Source organism: Vibrio cyclitrophicus (genome assembly GCA_023206055.1).
Taxonomy (GTDB): domain Bacteria; phylum Pseudomonadota; class Gammaproteobacteria; order Enterobacterales; family Vibrionaceae; genus Vibrio; species Vibrio cyclitrophicus_A.
On the sequence record CP065367.1, the window covers coordinates 1,711,673 to 1,730,206 of the forward strand.

Here is an 18,534-nt window from a genome sequence, read left to right on the forward strand (position 1 = left end):
GGGATTTATAATGTCAGAACATCAGGAATATTTGGCGAAAAGACAACTTAAAAGGGGCACTGCTGGGTGGATTTTGCTAGCAGGGTTAGGGGTTTCATACGTGATCTCTGGTGATTTTGCAGGCTGGAACTTTGGTATCGCTCAAGCTGGTTGGGGAGGCTTTCTTATTGCAGCAGTTGCTATGGCGGTGATGTACTTCACTCTTGTCCTTTCTTTGGCGGAGATGTCTGCGGCTATCCCCGCTGCAGGCGGTGGCTATAGTTTTGCTCGACAAGCAATGGGGCCAACGGGTGGTTTTTTTACTGGCTTGTCTGTCTTAATTGAGTATGCCCTTGCACCTGCCGCGATTGTCATTTTTATTGGCTCCGCGGTGAATGAACTAGTGGGTATTGATGGTCCTCTTGTTTACGCGATCTTTTATGCAATCTTTATCGGTATTCATATGGCAGGGGTGGGAGAAGCTCTGAAAGTCATGATGATCATCAGTGGGTTAGCCGTACTAGCCATTCTTATGACAGCAGGCGTATTAGTTAGTGAATTTGATGCTAGCAAGCTGTTTGATATCGCTCCGGCAACCGCACAAGCCACAGAACTACTGCCTTTTGGTTGGTATGGTGTATGGGCGGCCCTACCGTTTGCAATGTGGCTGTTTCTTGCGGTAGAAGGGGTTCCATTGGCTGCGGAAGAGGCTAAAAACCCGGCTAAGGATGTCCCCAAAGGCATTATCGGCGCAATGCTATTCTTACTGGTGACCGCTACTTTAGTTGTTCTGCTACTCGCGGGCGCTGTGGGCTCTGAAGCGATTGCGAATAGTGCCGTACCGTTAGTTGATGCCTTAAAGTTGACCGGTAATCCGACGGTTGCAACGGCTGTCAATATACTAGGGCTGGCAGGACTGATTGCTTCATTCTTCTCGATTATTTACGGTTATAGCCGTTTGGTATTTGCATTGTCTCGTGCGGGTTACTTGCCACAAAGTCTATCGCTTACAAACAAAAACAAAGTGCCTGCTCGTGCTTTAGTGGTGCCGGGTGTTTTTGGTTTTGCGGTGTCATTAACCGGCGAAGGCGACCTGATCTTGGCGATGGCAGTAGTGGGGGCGACAGTGTCTTATGCATTAATGTCGCTTAGTCATATTTTGTTGCGTATTAAACAGCCAGAGCTTCATCGTCCATACAAAACGCCGGGTGGTATGTTGACTTCTGGCATCTCACTTGTGTTGTCGCTTATTGCAATGACGGGTGTTTATGCCTTTGACCCATCTGCATTTTTTATGACGATGGGACTCTTTGTGATTGGTGGTGCGTATTACGGCTTATATAGCCGTAATAAATTGGTCGCAACGACTGCTGAGGAAGAGTTTGAGATGTTGTCGGTTGCAGAAAAAGAGCTTGAGGCGACCAACTAAATTTAATTTCTAGTGATATTTGAGGCTCTAGTTCCTTGCTGGAGCCTTTATTATACTACTCCCTTATTAGCGGAGACTCATTCCCTAAGCAATGCCACTCCTTTTACAAAAAACCAATCTAACCACACATCCGTGATCGGCGTGCTTTGTTTACGCCAGTGCATCTCTAATGCGATTGAAATCACCTGATCGATTGGGATGAAGACACAATCTTTAGACTGTAAGTATCGGATACTGCTGGGGACGATCGCGACATTGTGAGTACTGGCAACTTGAGTAAGTAGTGACTGCATGTTTTGGGGCTGATGTTTTACATCGGGTTGAAGCTGCTGTTGATGAAATGCGCTGATGATACTGTCGAATAAGTTTGGAGCTTGCTGACGGTTGAATAGCATTAAAGGCTGAGTATTCAGTTGTTCCAAAGTAAGGACTGATGCATTGGCCAAAGGGTGGTATTTAGAAACCACGGCTACGATATGGTCATCAATAAGGTGAGATCGATGAAAGGTGTTCAATTGCCGACTGTTTGGGATACGAGTAAAGGCAATATCGATGGTCCCATGCTCCAATGCAAATGCTTGTTGCGCCGCAGTCAGGTCGTTAATATCAAATTCGATATCAGGATATTCGCTTGAGAATGCTCGCAGTACATTCGGCAAAAAGTCAGAACAGACAGAGCTTAAATACCCAATTCTTAGAACACCAACTTTACCATTCGATATCATCAAACTATCAGTTTTGGCTTGCTCTAATTGTTTGTAGGTTGTTGATACTTGATTATAAAAATGCCTACCCGCATCTGTTAGTTCAACATGACGAGTACTGCGCTCAAAAAGCACAAAACCTAATTCTGCTTCCAGAGTACTAACATGACGACTGATAGCCGATTGAACCACGTGTAACTGCTTAGCCGCTTGAGAAAAACTACTACACTCCGCCACCGATATGAAGGTACTCAGGTATTTGAAATTCATTTATCTTATTTCCAGATAATGACTAATCATAAAAGTCATTTAACAGATTTATGATCGGCTTGTACAGTGCTGTTCCTTTGTAAGAGACAAGATAACTTTCATGATGCTGACAAAATTAGGCGAATTCACATTATTAGCCATCGCTACACTCACTATTATGGTTGGAGCTGCATTAGCACCAGGGCTAAACAGCATTGCTAACGAATTGGGTGTCAGTGAATACGCCTCGTTTTTGATCACGCTACCTGCGTTAGGAGCGATTCTTTTTGCTCCAGTCTTTGGTAAATTTATCGATACGCATGGGGCTCGCAAAGTGTTGATGATCAGTTTGTTAGGCTATGGTGTGTTTGGCTTACTTGGCATGTTTTTATATGGTCCCATCATGGTCGCGGTCGACCGAATTGTACTTGGTGGTTTTACCGCAGGGGTAATGGCTTCAGGCACTGCGGTGATCTCGGACTTATATAGAGGGCAAGCGCGGCTGAATATGATTGCTAAGCAGGGCATGTCTATAGAGCTTGGTGGTTGCTTGTTTTTGTTCGCCGGAGGTCTACTAAGTGAAGTCAGTTGGCAGGGGCCATTCTTACTTTACTCGTTTGCTTTGCTCTTTATGTTATTTATGTGGAAAGCTATCCCTGTCTATGAATATCGTCAAAAAAATGCAGTTGCAGCGCCCCATTTACTCACAACTGAACCATTAACAGCAAGCCAAGCTAAAGCAGGTAAGATAACTCATATCATGGTTTACTCCATATTAGCTATGACGACGTTCTTTAGTATGTTTGTTATCTTGCCTGTATTGCTCGGTGATCTAGGGTTTAGTCAAGCCCAAACCGGTTTCTTTTTGTCGTTTATCTCTTTCATTGCAGTGCTTTCTGCCATGGTTATGCCAAAAGTTGTGACTCGATTTGATGAGCGTGTAACCTTAAGGCTTGCGTTTGTGAGTTATGCATTAGCTCATACTGCATTTGCGTCTAGCTCAAACCTCTATTTACTCGTAATGGCATCGATGCTTGCAGGCATCGGCTTTGGTTTGTCGATCCCGCTCTTAAACCATGCGACTGTATTAGTGAGTGATGAATCAAACCGAGGTAAAAATCTGGCTTTGTTCGCGATGGCTGTCTTTCTGGGGCAATTCTTAACGTCGTTACTTGAACTATCACCTTTCACGATTTCTACGACACTATTGGTGTGTGCGTTAGCTTCTATGATAACAGCGCTGAATGTGAAGCGTAGCTTTGCTGGTGAGCCTAATTAATGACTCGTTAGTTATTATGAAAAGGCGAGCGATTTTTCGCGAGGGAATGTTGAGCTACATGACAAAACATTGTAGCTCAACATTGATAAACCTCATCTATGAGGGGGAGGGTGACTAGAGATACCTTTCTTAATCTAGTTATAGTTTCGTTGTAGGGAACGGAAACACGTTTATGCCCTCCCACTGTTGGACAAAGTAAATCCCTTTAATATCCTGCCAATGCCAATGCCAATGCCAATGCCAATTTGCCTTGCAAAAAGTTATTCGAATGCAATACATCAATAAATTATTTATTACCGAATAGTTTGTTTACTTTATGCATCATGTACGCTTATTTAGAGTTGAAGTCTAGCTATAAGTATATGACCACGTATAGGGTTGTTTAGGCGCTTAAATCCTTGCGCATGACTCCCGTTTTACCAGTGTGCATGGAACGATGTTTCGTTGCAGGTCGTCATGTTTGCCCAGAATGGCTTCGATCGTCAGTTTCGCTGTTTCAGAGCCTATTTGGTAGGCGTCTTGTTTTATAGTGGAAATGGGCACCTTGAATAGTTCAACCATTGGAATTTCATCGAACCCGAGCACAGACACCTCGTCTGGTATAGAAACATTGGCTTTATTTAAGGCTAATAATAGGTCTGCAGTGATGGCCAAGTGCTGCGTAAAAATGGCGGTAGGTGAATGTTCGCCTCGAATGAAATCGATGGGTGGGTGCTGGAACCCATCTTCTCTGTCCCAAAATTGCACGAGATCGTTATTCGCTTCTATTCCGTGCTTTTCTAGCGCATCGAGATACCCTTGATAGCGAGCTTTTCTTGAGTAACTGGTCCCAAACTCTTGGGCAAAGAAGGCGATGTTTTTATGGCCGAGTTCAATCAAGTATTCTGTTGCTTGAAATGCCGCCAATCGATAGTCAGACAGCACAATATGGCTTTGGTAATTTGTGTACTCAAGCTGGAACTGAACAACAGGTAGTTTGTTCTGAATGAACTGATTGATGAGTTCAGAGTTGAGTCCCGAAGAGGTGATTATGATGCCATCAACACACATTTGTTGTAATGAAAGCAATGCGCGCTTTTCTGCTTCTGCGTCAAAATCACTGTTGTATATCAATACGTTATAATCATGCTTTTTGCAGTAATCATCAATTCCTCGTAACACGCGGCTGGTGTTATAGCCTGCGACATCCCTCACGACAACACCAATTGTTTTGGTTTTTTCAACCTTTAGACTGCGTGCGATAGGGTTGGGGACATAGTTAAGTGTTTCGATTGCCGCTTTTATTTTCTGTTTAGTATCGGCTGACATATGGCCAAAACGGCCATTAAGATATTGAGACACGGTACTTTTCGACACTCCCGCGTGTGTAGCAACATCCACTATTCTTACTTTCTTCATACAGGCTTCTTAAAACGTTAACTGGATCAAAATTGGATCGTTGACATTGTATCTTCAGATCTAGAAGATAACAAGTAAACCGATTTACCAAACCGATTTACTAAATCGATTTGGTTGTAAGATAGATAAGAGAGATAACCATGAAGATTGAAGACATTAAAGTATTTGTAACGAACCCTGGTCGTAATTTTGTCACGGTTAAAGTGATTACCGATGAAGGGACTTATGGGCTAGGAGATGCCACAGTTAATGGGCGAGAACTAGCCGTTGCAACGTATCTAGAAGAGCATGTGAAACCTTGCTTGATTGGTCGCGATGCTCATGGCATTGAAGATATTTGGCAATACCTATATATGGGCGTGTATTGGCGTCGTGGCCCTATTACGATGGCTGCGATTGCCGCGATTGATATGGCACTTTGGGACATCAAAGGAAAAGTGGCAGGTCTTCCGGTTTATCAACTTCTAGGTGGGAAATGTCGAGATGGTGTTAGCTTGTATGCACACGCCAATGGCGAAACGATTGAAGATACATTAGATAAAGCAGAGCAGTGTATTGAGCAAGGCTTCAAGGCGGTTCGTCTTCAAGCTGCAATCCCTGGATTGTCTGAAACTTATGGTGTGCTTGGCGATAAGAAAGATTACTTTGAATTGCAAGGTAACCGCCCGTTACCTCCAGAACAGCAGTGGTCAACAAGTAAGTATTTCAAACTGGTTCCTGAGCTATTTGCTCAAGCGCAAGAGCGTTTTGGTGATAGAGCGGAGTTTCTTCATGACACCCACAGCCGACTCACACCGATTGAGTCTGCAAAATTGGGCAAAATGCTAGAACCATACAATCTACTATTCCTCGAAGATGCATCCATTGCAGAGAATCAAGAGAACTATAAGCTGATTCGCCATCACACGACAACACCGCTTGCTCTCGGCGAAACCTACAATACGATCTGGGATTGCAAAGACCTAATTCAAAATCAATGGATCGATTATGTTCGTACCGCAGCCACTCACGCTGGCGGCATTACAGGAATGAAGAAGATTGCCGATTTTGCCGCGGTGTACAACGTACGTACCGCGCCACATGGTGCGCCTGACTTATCGCCCGTCTGCTTTGCGGCTCATATGCACCTCAACATATCTACACATAACTTCGGTATTCAAGAGTTTGTTGGGTTTGGCAACGAAGAGTGTCAGTCCATCTTCAAGCACGACATGAAACTAGAAAACGGCATGATCCTCGTCAGCGATGCCCCGGGGCTTGGTATTGAGTTCGACGAAAAAGAAGCAGAAAAGTACACCTACAAACGTTCTTACCTACCTGTTAGTCGTTTAGAAGACGGCACATTGTGGCACTGGTAAACAATAAGCCGAGCAAGGCTGTCTGGTTTGAATCACCACAACTGTCGGTGAGCTAGACGGCCTGAAGAAGTCACTATAAATAATTTTAATCTAGGGAAACAAAAATGAAGAAAACAGTATTGGTGTTTGGAACGGGTTTTGCGGGTCAAGGTCATGCACAGGCATTTCGTGATGCAGGAGCAGAAATAGTAGGCATAGTGGGTCGTACAGAGCACGTTGTACAAGAGGTGGCTGAAAAAATGGGCATCCCTTACTCAGGAACAAATTGGGGGCTGGCGCTTGAGCTTTGTAAGCCAGACATTGTTTCTATCGCAACCCCAGGTGGCGCGCACGTTGAAGCAATAAAAGAGGCCATTCAGTTTGGTTGTAATATCTTCTGCGATAAGCCACTGACTGAAAGCGGTAAAACGGCGTTAGAGATCTATCGTTTAGCAGAAGAGAAAGGCGTAAAAACAGCGTTCGCTTCAAGCTTTCGTTACATGCCTGAAATCATGCACGCCAAGCAGCTTGTGACAGAGGGGCTCATTGGTGAACCTACAGAGGTGGAGTGTATCTCTCACTTCAACCTTGATCGTAACATTCCATTTGGCTGGTCACATCGAGCGGACGCTGGTGGCGGTCGCTTGAACAACAACTTTACGCATCTTCTTTCTATCGTGACGTCAGTGATAGGGGAAAATATTCTGTCAATTAACGGTGAAGTACGTAACGACATGCCAAAAGCACCAGTGGTTGACGGGGTTCATAACTTTATGGAACGTCGCAATTTTATTCCGGACGATATTAACGATCCATCACTTGAGTGGCGAGATTGTGATGTGGAGTGGTCGTACACGGTATTAGCGCAAATCGAAAGCAGAATTCCAGCGTCCCAGCCTGTTTCTGTTCTCTTCAAACATGGCGGTCTAACACCACGATTCAGTGATGACCATATTGTTTTCCATGGCACGAAAGGATCTATCTATATCAAAGGGCATTATGGCAGTGGTCCGCTTCACTTATGGAGCAACGGAGAGTGGAAAGAAGTGCCGCTACCAACTGAAATCAACGAACTGTTACCTGACATTGAATGTGAAACGCAGCGAAGCTGGACACACTTAGCTACTGAGTTTGTAAAAGATTTAAGTGGCGTAAAAGTTGAACCTTATCAGACATTTGAGGAAGGGTGCCGATACCAATTAATCATTGATTTAATAAGAAAAAATGACCGTTGGGTTGATGTGACTGACCTAATCTAGTTTTAAACATAAGGACGGCTTTATGATTTATGAGTATCTAGTAATTTTCGGTTATTTCTCTTTGATTGTCGGGATAGGGTTTGCGTTTAAAAAGATGGCTAATCGGTCTACCAGTGATTACTTCCGAGGTGGCGGCAAAATGCTCTGGGTGTCTTTGCAAGCGCTGTCTTCAACTCAGATCTCAACACCACTATCATTGTAACGGGCGTGGCGGTTCTTATTGTCTCGGTTATCTCAGGGGCTTGGGGCGTGGTAGCCTCAGATTTTCTGCAGACTTTAGTGGTAGCTGTTGTCTCTATTGCTTGTGCGATTGTGGCGTTAGTGGCTGTGGGTGGTCCAACGGTAATGGTGAATGAGTTCCCAAGTGGCTTCGTCATGGGACCAGATATGAACTACCCATTATTACTTGTGTGTGCATTTATCTTCTTTGTGGTGAAACAGCTACAAAGTATCAACAATATGCAAGACTCGTATCGTTTCCTTAACGCCAAAGATACCGATAACGCGAGAAAGGCAGCACTGCTCGCTATGGTTTTAATGGGCGTAGGCAGCATCGTGTGGTTCATTCCACCGTGGGCTTCCGCGATTTTGTATCCAGATGCAGCGGCTATGTACCCACAATTGGGTGGTAAAGCCGCAGACGCTGTGTACCTGGTGTTTGCACAAAATACGATGCCAGTCGGTACGGTAGGTTTGTTATTAGCTGGCCTATGCCTATTTGCGGCAACCATGTCGTCAATGGATTCAGCGCTGAACCGTAACTCAGGTATCTTTGTTCGCAGTATTTACCAACCTATGATCGCGAAGAAACCAACCAGTGATGTTCAGTTGCTTAAGATTGGCAAAGTCATCAGCCTGCTGAGTGGCGTGTTGGTTATTGGTGTGGCACTGTTCTTTAGCTCGCTAAAAGAGATGAGTTTGTTCGACCTGATGATGTCAGTGTCAACGATGATCCAAGTTCCTCTGTTGGTGCCACTGTTCTTCGGTATGTTGTTTAAGCGCACACCAAGTTGGGCACCTTGGGCAACGGTCGCTGTTGGTATGTTTGTATCTTGGTTAATGACCAGTGTGATTACTGCGGACGTGATTGCGGGTTGGTTTGGTATTGAAGAGATCACTCGTCGTGAGGCTGGAGAGCTGAGAATTGCTGCAACTATTGCTGCTCACCTGTTTATTACGGCTGGTTTCTTTATCTCGACATCTCTGTTGTACAGTGAAGAAAAAGACAGCCATAAAGCCGAAACGGAAAAGTTCTTCAAAGACGTTGAAACACCAATCATCTCTGATGATGAGCATGATGCAGTGGATGCTGAGCAGCGTAATAAGCTTGGCTCTATGGTGATGTGTATGAGTGTGGGTTTATTAGCTATGGTTGCTATTCCTAATCCCCTATGGGGCAGAGGTGTGTTTTTGCTCTGTGCGATGACGATATTTGCGATCGGCTGGTTATTAAAACGAAGTGCAGACAAGTCGCTACCAGAAAAGCTAAAGCCTCTAAAAAGTTAGTTTTTATTACGACGAACGCTCTAACTTTGCTTTTGTATGAGGCGAACCGCGTAATTTATGACGGTTATACATAGCTCTAAAGTAATAAACGCTCGATTAAATTCGTCGAGCGTTTTAACTGTTTAATGTCACATATTTTAAGCTAGATAAAATAATAATGAATCCTGATATTATTGATATAGTCAAAGCTATAAGCTGAAAGGTAAAACCCAATCAGCTTATAACTTAACCTAAAATCAGAAAAGACATCTCGAACATCATACCTATTGAAAAACGGTTTTGATTGCTATGGCTTAAGCTGAGAGCTGGCTAATTAATATTCAAATTGAATGCTAGCCATATAATTTCGACCTTCACCAATATCAACATCCTCACCACCTAATTGAGTGCTTCTTGTATTGCCGCCTCCATCCAGATAATCAGTATCAAATAGATTTTCAATATTGAAGCGAGCTACGATGTTGAGGTCGTTGTACTTTTGAGTGTAAGAGATACCGGTATCAATACGCGTATATGCATCTTTCTTGAAAGTGTTACCGGAGTCACCGTAGCGGCTTCCGACATGAACAACGCCTAGATTTAGATTGGTGTCATCTCTAAGTTTGTAATTTGACCATATTGACGCTGAAAACTCAGGTGTATTCGCTGGTACATTACCCTCGTAAGAAGCGCTGTTTGTTATCTCAGCATCAAGATATGTAGCAGATCCTGAAAGACTTAACTTACTACTAACGAGCCCCTGTGCTGCGAATTCAGCTCCTCGATGAACTTGTTCGCCATCTTGAGTCAAAATATCTTCATCTGCATTATCTGGGTTTTCAACGCTTAGTTGAATGTTCGATAAGGTTGTCTCAAACAAAGCCCCAGTCAAGAATAAGCGACGATCAAATAGCTCCCATTTTGTTCCGACTTCATAAGATTTACCTAATTCAGCGTCGAGTTTTTCACCTTCGTTTATATAAGATGTACCCACTTCACCTTGAGGAATGAAACTTTCTGAGTACTGGACATAAATAGAGCTATTATCTGAAGGGTGGTAAATAACCCCTGCTTTTGGTGAGACTTGGCTTTCAGTAATATCATCATGTTTTTCGTCATACCGAACACCCACTAGAAGATGCCATTTATCATTGAATTTTGTTAAGTTTTGGATGTAAGTACCCCAAAGATCGTAAGAAGACGCTCTTATGCTGGTATTCAACGATTCAGGAAAGTCGACAGACTCTCCAACACTTGCACTAACTACATCACCTGTATGATTTATACGATCGAAAGAATACCTCAAGTAGTTCGCACCAATTAATAGAGTATTCTCAGTTCCAGCTAAATCGAAGTTGTGGGTAAGATCAACATAAGCGGTATCATGGTTCCACTCGTCATACTGTTCACCTGGGGTCAGAGTGACAGTCCCATGTTCCTCATAGTTGCTAAAGTTAGTCCATGTGTAACGATAATCACGTTCATATCTTTGGGCGTTGTACCCTGTCTTTATGTTGGTGTCATAACTTGGTGATAGGAGAAGATCAAAACCGTAGTTCTGAACTTTAATATCAGTATTAGCCCAGTCAGCGTCCCAAATATATTTGCTGCCTGCAACTGGCTTACCATCCACAATGTAAGAGCCAGTATCAACATCACCGTCATAATCAAAATAGTCATAATGCAGAGATAACATCACTTTTTCATTGATGTCATAATCAACCATTAGTGCACCGATCATACGTTCTGTTTGAGGGTTGCTTCCATCCGCATATTCGCGCCAAGAACTGTAGCTATCCTTTACTAGGATAGTTCTTGCGCGTAAAGATTGATCTTCGTTAAGTGAGCCACTGAGATCTATCATAGTTTTAGATTTATCGTTAGAGCCAATGTCTTGGCGCAAAATGAGTTGCGTCTCAGACGTTGGTTTTTTGGTAACCATGTTAATTAGACCGCCAGGCTCTGATTGACCATAAAGTAAACTAGATGGACCTTTTAACACCTCGACTCGTTCTAGTAGCTCGGTCGGTTGTGGGTAATACGACCAGAGTTGATGACCATCTCTCATGATCCCGCTACCACTGCCAACATCAAAACCACGCATGGTAAAGTACTCAATGTTGTGCCCTTTGGTATTTCCTGTTGTTACACTTGACTCATACTCTAAAACTTCTCCAAGACTACTTGCCCCTTGCTCTTCGAACATTGAACTGTCTATGACCGTAATTTGCCCCGGAGTTTCTAATTGAGTCATCTCCATACGCATGGCGGTGTTGTTGGTATCATTCTTATAATGAGTAAACTCGCTACCCACAATTGTCATTGTTTCCGCTGGCACCATTGACTCTTCAGTCGTATTACTTTCCGCAAATGCTTGATTCGCTAATACTGCACTGATTAGTAGCGATACCTTTGTTTTGAAAAACACTGTACTTTTAACTCCTATTTATTATTTTTTATCATCGTTAGATTTTTTCTTCGCGTAACCTGAACTGCGCTCATTCTTTGATGACGTCTAACGAGTCGTTTATTCACCCGCAAGGTAAGTGATAATGATTTGTATTTGCATTAAATTTACATTGTTTACATTTGCTTACATTTTTCTGTGTTTGAATCACAGCTCTCTGGTTGGTGTCAAGTTGTCCAAAAAGACACACCGACTACTCAATGGGAAAAGGAACACGTTACTAATGTCGTATGGTTTAGAGGTAAACTAAGCAAGCCAAGGAACCGGAGACAGTAAAAAACGCCGCAACCTAAAATTCCCCATCATCTTGATGGGCAGTTTGTAATAGCTCAGTGAATTGGCCACTTGATTGGAGATTTGTAATACTTGAAATTATCCGTGAGATGCTAATTTAGTACATTCACTGATACGTTCCTGTGCAGAAGTGTGTCTAAGGGAGGAGGGGGAGCATCGTAACGCAGAAATATTCCGTTCTTTGTTTTTACTGATTCAACATATACTTCACTCTGGCATCATTTTGTATATTTTGTCATCGAACTATGTGGCTAAATTTAATTGTCCACTACATTTATATAAAACCTATGAGGCAGAAAATAATTGTATGAAAGTTGCAATAGGTAATGACCACGCTGGACTTGAATTAAAGCAGAAGCTTGTCACTCATATTGAAAATAAGGGCCATAACGTTCTTGATATGGGTACAGGAAATAAGGAACGTACACACTCAGCGATTTATGCAGATAAAGTAACCAAATTGGTTAAACTTAAACGTGCAGATATGGGGATATTAATCTGTGGTACAGGTGTCGGAATGAATATTTGTGCTAACAAAGTTAATGGTATAAGAGCTGTGATGGGCTTTGAACCCCATACGGTTGAGCAGGCTAGGCGACATAATGATACTAATGTACTCACTTTAGGAGCCTTAACTATTGAACCGACACTAGCAATAAAACTAGTTGATATTTGGCTGGAAACTGAGTTTGATGAGAGTGAGACTAGGCTACATAGGTTGCATTTAATCGAAGAAATTGAAAACGATCAAAATGAGAGTGCCATATAAGAGCTAAAGCTGATAGACAACGGTTTCTAAAGGCCCAGAATAAATTAAAGCACTTTGAGTAAGTAACTTGAAAAACAGGGCGAGCTATATATTTAGCTCACTTTTTACTTTCCATGTTTGCCTATGGGATACTGGTATTTTCGTTCTAAGTCCGACCGATACTTTGATATCAGTGACTAAAATCATTATCGATAGTCAAAAGAACGTTGACGATGCAATCAAACTTGCAAAAGGTGGCGTATATATACAGCTACCAAAATTTAACTCATTTCTTAAAAATGTATACTTGTTAGAAGGTTAAACCATACTAGCTGTTCGAACACCGAGCTGAGTGAATTGTCGAGTATGGATACAGCTAAATCCCTTTTGTCCCCAAACGCATTTCCCTAAACAATACCCTCACACTCTAACACCGCCACAAACGCATCCAGATACTGCTCGATAGTTAAATCCGCAGAAACGGGTGGTAGTTCTACGGTAATGCACGGTAAGTTTCTTTCTTGGCACCAGGTGCCAAATGAGCCTGGGGTTTCGTAGTCGACGTCTTCGACGAGCGGTAGGTTGAACTGCTTGCCTAACCAAGTGGCGAGTTCCGATTGGGTTGGGTCGTCGACCATGGCGAGTGGTTCGTGGAAAGAGATGACGAACTTGGGTTTGCGCTGTCCAATGAGGTTGATGAGCGATAGCACTTCCGGTTCAAGTTGGTCGGCCTGCCCGGTTTTTACTTTTACATCTCTGACAGGGGTGTGAGAACTCCAGCGATAGACAGTGCCGTTTTCAGTCCAGTTTTGCGTCGGAAAGGCACGGTTCAAATCGACTTGATTGGCGTTGGCACGGGTGCCTAGTTGGTTGCCATCTGGGTTCATCGACAAGATCACATCGTGTCGTAAGTTGGCGGCAGGCAAACTTCTTAGCGCGCAAGACAAACCCGCGATAGAAGCGGTTTCATCACCGTGTGTGCCTGCTAAAATCAGCCCGCGAGATTGGCTTTCTACTTGCGCGGGGAAATAGAGCAAGGGTGCGCCCAATACCGAATAGCCATATGACAGCGGCTTTATTGAAAATGCAGCTCTTTCCGTTCTTGGAATTAAACTCACCTTTATCTCCTGATTGATCAAGTACTATCAAGTATTAACGATTACACAAACCTACTTAAATAAACTAAAGCGTTAAAACTCGTCAACAGTCGCATTGTTAATTTTATTACTTGCTTCAAAGATAGGCTAGGAGAGCAAAAACATATGGATTTTAAGAAACATTCAACGGCTTTACTCATTTCATCTCTATTGACCCCTTTTATATCAGTGACTGCCGTTGCCGACACATTGCCTGCCGGAGCTTCTCTGGCGAAAGAACAACACTTAGTGCGTGCGAACGATGCGGAAGCTGCGACACTCGATCCGGCGAAAGCAGAAGGCTTGCCGGAAATGCACATTCTACGTGACTTATTTGAAGGTTTAGTGATTCAAGATCGCGATGGCAATATCACCCCTGGTGTTGCACAGTCTTGGGAAACCGATGATAACAAGACGTTTGTATTCCACCTGCGTAAAGATGCTAAATGGTCGAATGGCGATCCGGTGACGGCCGATGATTTTGTGTATGCGATAAGACGTGCGGTCGACCCGAAACTCGCTTCGCCAAACGTGTGGTATCTCAAGCTTACCAAAATCAATAACATTGCAGACGTAGCCGAAGGTAAGAAGCCCGTTGAAGATCTCGGTATCTCAGCTGTCGATAAACACACGGTGAAGTTCGAACTTGATAGTAAAGTGCCTTACTTTGTGGCGATGACGGGCCACACCTCAATGATGCCAGTTCACAAGGCAACACTAGAAAACAGCGATAAGCCGTGGAGTGACCCTAAGCAGTTTGTCGGTAATGGCGCGTTTGTGTTGGACGAATGGGTGGTTAACGAGCGCATTGAATTGAAGAAGAACCCGAAATATTGGGACAGTTCAGATACCAATTTAACCCAAGTGACTTACATTCCGTTCGAGAACCAGAATGCGTCGATCAACCGCTATGTGGTAGGCGAGGTGGATATTACGTCTGATGTGCCAACACACATGGCGCAACAGCTTAAAACCAAATACCAAGACGCGTTTACCGCGGTGCCTCTGTTGTGTACTTATTACTACGCGTTCAATACAACACGTCCTCCATTCGATGACGCCCGAGTGCGCAAAGCTGTCTCTTATTCGATGATGCGTGACGTCATTACCAATGGCGTCACTCAGGTGGGTAACCTACCGGCTTATACCTTTGCTCATGAGTACACGGCAGGTTTTGATGCGACTCAGCCTGAATACAGGACTTGGACTCAAAAGGAACGCGACCAAAAAGCGAAAGAGCTGTTGAAAGAAGCGGGGTACGATGCAGCTAACCCACTGGATTTCAAACTGCTCTACAACACCAGTGAGTCGAACAAGTCGATAGCTGTGGCTATCGCTTCTATGCTGAAAGGCAATCTAGGCGCGCAAGTTGAGTTGGAAAACCAAGAGTGGAAATCTTACCTAGTATCACGTCGTCAAGGTGATTTTGACGTGATGCGAGCGTCTTGGTGTGGTGATTACAATGAAGCGTCGACTTTCTTGAGCCTATTGCGCTCTGAGTCATCGGGGAATTTTGCGCGTTACAACAATGACAAATACGATTCTGCAATGAACAGTGCACTGTCAGCGACCAACGAGCAAGATCGCCAAAGTTTCTATGACCAAGCGGAGCAGTTACTGGCTGAAGATATGCCTATCGCACCCATTTATTACTATATGCAGGCTCGCTTAGTTCGACCAAGTGTTGGCGGCTTTGCGAAGAACAACGTGGAAGGGCGCATCTATTCTAAGGATCTTTACATCAAAGAATAGATAGCCCAAGTACGAGTTCAGCCATAACGCATATATATAAGCGATAGAAGAAAAGGGACGTTGATCATAAATATCTGATCAACGTCCCTTCGTCATTAATCTGTAACGATAACTGCAAAAAACTGAAACCTGATTGAAGTATTTTTCAATTTTATTTCAATCAGGTGAAGCCATGTTACCCCCTCTACGTGCCCTTGTTGCGTTCGAAGCTGTTGCCCGCCTCGGTTCTATTGGCGCTGCTGCGCGAGAGCTTTGTGTTACGCAAGCTGCAGTGAGTCAGCAGCTTAAAAGTTTAGAAACCTTTCTCGATACCACACTGTTTGAACGCAGCTCTAAAGGCGTAAAGCTGACGTCGGCTGCCCAGCATTATCAACCGATTGTTGCGGGTTCATTAGCACACCTGAAATTACAGACTCAAATCCTGTTCGGGGAAAAAGAAACCGACGTGTTGAGCCTGCGCGTTAATCACACCTTTTGCCATAACTGGCTGTTACCTCGCCTGCCATCTTTTTATCAAAAATACCCTTTTATCAGGCTCGATATTCAGCTGGTGGACTGGCCATCAACCAACCCTTGTCAGAATGTCGATATCGAACTGACCAACGGCAAGGTCGAAAGCGAAGACACGCATAGTGAGCGACTGTTTCAAGAACATTGGCAGTTGGTGTGTAGCCCAGAATTTAAAAAACAATATCAAGAATCCTTGGCTGAGCATGATTTTTCTGCTCTGCCGACCGTGCAAGTAAAAGGCTACCGAGAGAACTGGCTGCAATGGCTGAGTCACAACCAATTCGAGATGACTTTACCGAAGGTGTTACTTGAAGTGAGTAACTCTCTGCACGCTTTAGAGGCGGTCAAACATGGCATTGGCGTGCTGTTGGTGCGTTCGCTTGCGGTGTCTGAGCTGTTAGAGAAAAACGATCTTGTTCTGGCGACAGAGTCCTCAATGCCTGCCGAATCCGCCCACTATTTGATTACCAAACACCGACGCAGTGCCAAGGTGAATTTCTTTTGTGATTGGCTTTATCACCAGATGGAAGACGGTGAACTGGAAGAAAGATTTTCTAATGGGTAGCCATAAAAAAAATGAAGGGCGCTCCTACTAACCTGTCACACAAACCCCTTAATTTAACCGCATACAAATAAGGACGAGGTCACCATGAGTGCTTTCTCAGAACCAATGAAAAACCGCTTAAAGGTACTGCTATTTACTGCACCGTTGTTGGTGCCACTGTTTACTTTTTGGCTCGTACCATTTGGTTATTCGATTTACATCAGCTTCACCGATTGGGATTACATCTCGCCAGATTATTCGTTCATCGGTTTAGAAAATTACGAGTACATGGTTGAAGACTACGAGTTCATCCAAGCGATGCTCAATACGTTTTGGTTCTCGGTCGGTGTGGTGATTCCAACCATCATTCTTGGGCTTGTGTTTGCCATGTTGCTGCACAAAAACTTCAAGGGCAGCCAGTTCTATCGCGCGGTGATCTTCTCTCCTTGGATTACACCCACAGTCGCGGTGTCGATTGTGTGGTCTTGGGTGTTCGAGACCAAATCAGGCTTGGCAAACCACTTACTGGAGTCGGCAGGGTTTAGCGCGATTCCATGGTTAGAAAACGGAAATACAGCCTTGGTTGCGGTGATTATCGTGACTGTGTGGCAAGCGATTGGTTGGACGATGCTGTTTTACATCAGTGCGCTCAACAAGATCCCAGAATCGCTATATGAGGCTTCGTTGATTGATGGTTGCAGCAGCTTAACGCGCTTTTTGAAGATAACGCTGCCGCTGATTTCACCAACCACATTCTTCTTAGTGGTGGTCAACATTATCACGGCAATGCAAGCGTTCGATCAGTTCCAGATCCTAACGCAGGGCGGGCCGGGTGGTGAGACACGTACCTTGCTGTACTTGTTCTACCAACAGGCGTTCGAACGTTACGAAATGGGACCTGCGGCCGCGACATCGTTAGTGATATTCCTGATTACTGGATTGCTGGCACTTATTAATACCTACATCGGCAAGCGCTGGGTGTACTACTAGTCGATTTTTTAAAGGACAGAATTATGACCACGCAAGTATTGGATGCCAATCAAGTATTAAATCAGAGCGCAGCGAAAACTAAAGTTAGAGCTCAAGCCAAAGCGACCAAATCAGAGATTGCGTCAAAGAAAGCTTCAGTGGATCGCCGCTCGTTTGTCGCACTGGCTAAGCACCTGTTCTTGGCAACCTGCGGAACCATCATGGTGTTCCCGTTCTTATGGATGCTGTCTGGTTCGCTGAAAACCAATGATGAGATCTTTGCTAACCCTCTGGATTTGATTCCAGAGCAGTTTCGCTGGGAAACCTTTGTCGAAACCTTTCACAGCGCGCCGTTTGGCTTGTACATCTTCAACAGCTTTAGCGTGGCTTTGTTCACTACGCTTTTGGTGATTGTGAATTCGGCGATGTTTGCATACGCGCTGACTCAGCTGAAGTTTCGCTCGAAGACAGTGCTCTATTTCATCGTGATGGGTTGTTACATGCTGCCGGGCGCAGTGACTTACATCCCGTCTTACATCACCTTGGCAAAACTGGGTTTGTTGGATTCACACATGGGATTGGTGGCGTCGAACGCGGCGTCGGTGTTCGGTGTGTTCTATCTACGCCAAGTGTTTATCAAGGTGCATCCGTCGCTGATTGAAGCGGCACGAATTGATGGTGCAGGTGAGCTCAAAATCTTATGGGCAATCATCTTACCGCAATGCCGAGCAGCAGTCGCAACACTGTTCCTCATCACTTTTATTACCAATTACAACAGCTACATGTGGCCGAGCCTAGTGATAACAACTCAGGATTTAAACCTGATCGCTACTGGTATTCGTCACTACTTTATTGCCGAAGGTAACTATGGGTTGAACTGGTCGCAAATCATGGCGGCGAGCACCATTGCAGTATTGCCTTTGTTAATTCTATTCGTCATTTGTCAAAAGACGATTCTTTCAGGTATCGCCGATAACGGCGTAAAAGAGTAAAAC

Annotated in this window: 13 protein-coding genes and 1 pseudogene; 10 read left to right on the forward strand and 4 right to left on the reverse strand. The window is 44.1% G+C overall.

What is annotated here, in order from left to right:
• The first annotated feature begins 10 nt into the window (after positions 1 to 10).
• On the forward strand, positions 11 to 1,408 hold the full coding sequence (gene eat / locus ITG09_23195) for an ethanolamine permease (GenBank protein UPR54280.1): 1,398 nt from the start codon (positions 11 to 13) through the stop codon (positions 1,406 to 1,408).
• Between the two features lie 77 nt (positions 1,409 to 1,485).
• Here eat and ITG09_23200 read toward each other — a convergent pair whose 3' ends face one another.
• Positions 1,486 to 2,382: a LysR family transcriptional regulator gene (locus ITG09_23200; protein ID UPR54281.1), complete on the reverse strand. Its 897-nt coding sequence runs from the start codon at positions 2,380 to 2,382 to the stop codon at positions 1,486 to 1,488.
• Positions 2,383 to 2,482: 100 nt separating this feature from the next.
• On the opposite strand from ITG09_23200, the gene ITG09_23205 reads away from it, so the two are divergent.
• Complete coding sequence (locus tag ITG09_23205; GenBank protein ID UPR54282.1) at positions 2,483 to 3,640, forward strand: MFS transporter; 1,158 nt, start codon at positions 2,483 to 2,485, stop codon at positions 3,638 to 3,640.
• 390 nt (positions 3,641 to 4,030) lie between these two features.
• Here ITG09_23205 and ITG09_23210 read toward each other — a convergent pair whose 3' ends face one another.
• On the reverse strand, positions 4,031 to 5,038 hold the full coding sequence (locus ITG09_23210) for a LacI family DNA-binding transcriptional regulator (protein ID UPR54283.1): 1,008 nt from the start codon (positions 5,036 to 5,038) through the stop codon (positions 4,031 to 4,033).
• A 140-nt stretch (positions 5,039 to 5,178) separates the two neighbouring features.
• Here ITG09_23210 and ITG09_23215 point away from each other — a divergent pair, with 140 nt between their 5' ends.
• The 3 genes and pseudogenes from ITG09_23215 (at position 5,179) to ITG09_23225 (ending at position 9,140) form a co-directional block, all read left to right on the forward strand.
• Complete coding sequence (locus ITG09_23215) at positions 5,179 to 6,396, forward strand: D-galactonate dehydratase family protein (GenBank protein ID UPR54284.1); 1,218 nt, start codon at positions 5,179 to 5,181, stop codon at positions 6,394 to 6,396.
• A 104-nt stretch (positions 6,397 to 6,500) separates the two neighbouring features.
• The gene (locus tag ITG09_23220; GenBank protein UPR54285.1) at positions 6,501 to 7,634 is read left to right on the forward strand and encodes a Gfo/Idh/MocA family oxidoreductase; all 1,134 of its coding nucleotides are present in this window, start codon (positions 6,501 to 6,503) and stop codon (positions 7,632 to 7,634) included.
• Positions 7,635 to 7,656: 22 nt separating this feature from the next.
• Positions 7,657 to 9,140: pseudogene (locus ITG09_23225) on the forward strand (transporter).
• 313 nt (positions 9,141 to 9,453) lie between these two features.
• On the opposite strand, the gene ITG09_23230 reads toward ITG09_23225, so the two are convergent.
• Positions 9,454 to 11,547 carry a TonB-dependent siderophore receptor gene (locus ITG09_23230; protein UPR54286.1) on the reverse strand — a complete coding sequence of 698 codons (2,094 nt, stop codon included), beginning with the start codon at positions 11,545 to 11,547 and terminating at the stop codon, positions 9,454 to 9,456.
• Positions 11,548 to 12,187: 640 nt separating this feature from the next.
• Between ITG09_23230 and rpiB the strand changes: the two genes are divergently transcribed.
• A complete protein-coding gene (rpiB, locus tag ITG09_23235) occupies positions 12,188 to 12,649 on the forward strand; it encodes a ribose 5-phosphate isomerase B (protein ID UPR55244.1) in 462 nt (153 codons plus the stop codon).
• A 386-nt stretch (positions 12,650 to 13,035) separates the two neighbouring features.
• Here the strand turns inward: rpiB and mpaA are convergent, their stop codons facing one another.
• Entirely contained in the window at positions 13,036 to 13,746 is a 711-nt protein-coding gene (gene mpaA, locus ITG09_23240; protein UPR54287.1) for a murein tripeptide amidase MpaA, read from the reverse strand.
• A gap of 144 nt (positions 13,747 to 13,890) precedes the next feature.
• On the opposite strand from mpaA, the gene ITG09_23245 reads away from it, so the two are divergent.
• The 4 genes from ITG09_23245 to ITG09_23260 all read left to right on the forward strand — a co-directional run bounded on the left by ITG09_23245 (position 13,891) and on the right by ITG09_23260 (position 18,531).
• Entirely contained in the window at positions 13,891 to 15,516 is a 1,626-nt protein-coding gene (locus ITG09_23245; GenBank protein ID UPR54288.1) for an oligopeptide ABC transporter substrate-binding protein OppA, read from the forward strand.
• Positions 15,517 to 15,688: 172 nt separating this feature from the next.
• Positions 15,689 to 16,591, forward strand: coding sequence for a LysR family transcriptional regulator (locus ITG09_23250; GenBank protein UPR54289.1), 903 nt, complete (start codon positions 15,689 to 15,691; stop codon positions 16,589 to 16,591).
• Positions 16,592 to 16,675: 84 nt separating this feature from the next.
• Positions 16,676 to 17,560 (forward strand): sugar ABC transporter permease, encoded by an 885-nt coding sequence (locus ITG09_23255; GenBank protein UPR54290.1) that lies wholly within the window; start codon positions 16,676 to 16,678, stop codon positions 17,558 to 17,560.
• 23 nt (positions 17,561 to 17,583) lie between these two features.
• Positions 17,584 to 18,531 (forward strand): carbohydrate ABC transporter permease, encoded by a 948-nt coding sequence (locus ITG09_23260; protein UPR54291.1) that lies wholly within the window; start codon positions 17,584 to 17,586, stop codon positions 18,529 to 18,531.
• The last annotated feature ends 3 nt before the right edge of the window (positions 18,532 to 18,534 follow it).